The following is a 1941-nucleotide window of genomic DNA, read 5'->3' as shown; positions in this document are numbered from 1 at the left end:
GAGCCTTTAAAAACAAAACGGGCATCTATCCATCGTATTATATTAAAAACATTAATAAAATCAATAGTTCAGAGAAAAAAACTGATCATTAGATAATTATGTATTGAAATTATTATTTTCCTAAAGAACCGCTATACGTTTTACAAAAATTGACATATTGTGATCTTACAAGCACAACTTGCCCTGCAGCAGTAGCTACGTTTAGATGTAGTAGTTGGCGACACAACAAAATCAATATTTTAAAGTTAAACTGACAATTTTCAAATTCAATAGAACAAAGTGGCACTCTGAAAAGAAGCTTCAGTTTGCACATCTTTAAAATCACATCTATAAGATTTTAATTAACTACATTTATGCTTTCTTAGCCATAATGTATTACATTATATAAAACCGATTTTATGCCTACCAAAACCTATCTAAAGCTACTAAAAAGTTGCTGCTGCGCTTTGTTTTTATTTTTTACGATATATGCTTCTTCTCAAAATACTACTGCTCATAAAGATTCTATTCATTTTTACGATTACAAAACCTTGGACAGTCTTGCTAGAGAAAATTATTATCCAAACCCTGCACTTTCTAAACAATATGCTGAAATATCATTGCGCAAAGCACAGTTAGATCAAAATGATGAGCGAATTGCCAATGCGCTTGTTCGAATTGCGATGATGGAAGCTAAATTTGATCGTTTTGAAAATGCACATCATCTTATAGATAGTGCAATTACTATTGTAAAAGAAAAGATTCACGATAAAAACAAAGAACACAGTTATCTTTTTTTTAAAGGAAATCTCTACTTAGAAATAGGGAATTATATAGAAGCTTTAAAATATTTCAAAACTGTACAGAAATTTAAAAGAAGTATTGGTGACGCAACCTATGAAAGAGATCTTAATCATAATATTGCTATCATAAAAAACGAAATTGGAAAACCTAAAGAAGCAATTCTTCTTTTAAAAGAAAATTACAATTTCTTCAAAGAAAAAGACAAAACTAATTTTCACCCTACATTGTATTTGAGCACGATCATTATACTAAATTCATCCTATATTACAGCCGCAGAATTAGAGACAAACCCTTTGCTTAAAGAGCAATATATTGACTCCGCAACTTATTATAATAAAATAGGTTTTGAAAAAAGCAGTTTTTATGACAAAAGAGGTGCTTATAATCAATTTGTATATGAAAAAGCAGCTATTCTATATCTCCAAAAAAACTATACAGAATCTATTAAATATTATAAAGAAGCACTCGAAAAGGCAAAAGAAATTCCTCAAAATTTATTAATTACTACCTCATATTTAGCGATAGGAAAAAATTATGAAAAACTGAAAGATTATGAAAATGCAATCGCCTACTTTAAAAAGCTAGATTCTATATATATTCCTAATGGAGTCACTCCTTTTATAAAATCAAGTATCTACTCTTCTCTTTCAGACATCTATATTCAAAAAAAAGATACATTAGCAGCAACTAAGTACTTAAATTTATTGATAGAAAGTAAAGAGAAAACTTCCTCAATTAAATATGCTATTTGGGCAAAACTTCACGAACTTCATGATATTCCTTTACTTGAAGATAAAATTAAAGCCATCAGTAAAGACGTAGATAGGAAACAAAATTATCTTTCATCATCCATAATATTCATCGTTATACTAATATTTCTATTTATTACCGTAGTTTATTATCAGAGAAACAAAAGAAAACAAAATAAAGTAAAATTTGATAATCTCTTGAAAGAGTTGGAAACGAAAAAACAAGTGATTCCAATTAAAAAATCTAAATCTCCCCTAACAATCGATGAAGAAAAAGTTCAACAAATTCTAGTTGAATTAAATAAGTTTGAAAAGAAAAAACAATTTTTAGAGAGTAATTGTGATTTGGCTTTTGTTGCCAAAAAAGTAAAGACGAACAAAGCGTATTTATCCAAAGTGATTCATGCAG

Annotated in this window: 1 protein-coding gene; it reads left to right on the top strand. The window is 28.4% G+C overall.

Going from position 1 to position 1941, the window contains the following annotated elements; all coding sequences use genetic code 11:
• Positions 1-398: 398 nt before the first annotated feature.
• Positions 399-1941, top strand: a 1543-nt coding sequence (locus AA089_RS22925; protein WP_046759358.1) for a tetratricopeptide repeat protein, incomplete at its 3' end; no start/stop codon positions are given.

It is taken from the genome of Kordia jejudonensis (assembly GCF_001005315.1).
In the GTDB taxonomy this organism is placed as follows: Bacteria; Bacteroidota; Bacteroidia; order Flavobacteriales; family Flavobacteriaceae; genus Kordia; species Kordia jejudonensis.
The sequence above is the reverse complement of the archived record's forward strand: the minus strand, read 5'-3'. Positions and strand labels throughout refer to the sequence as shown.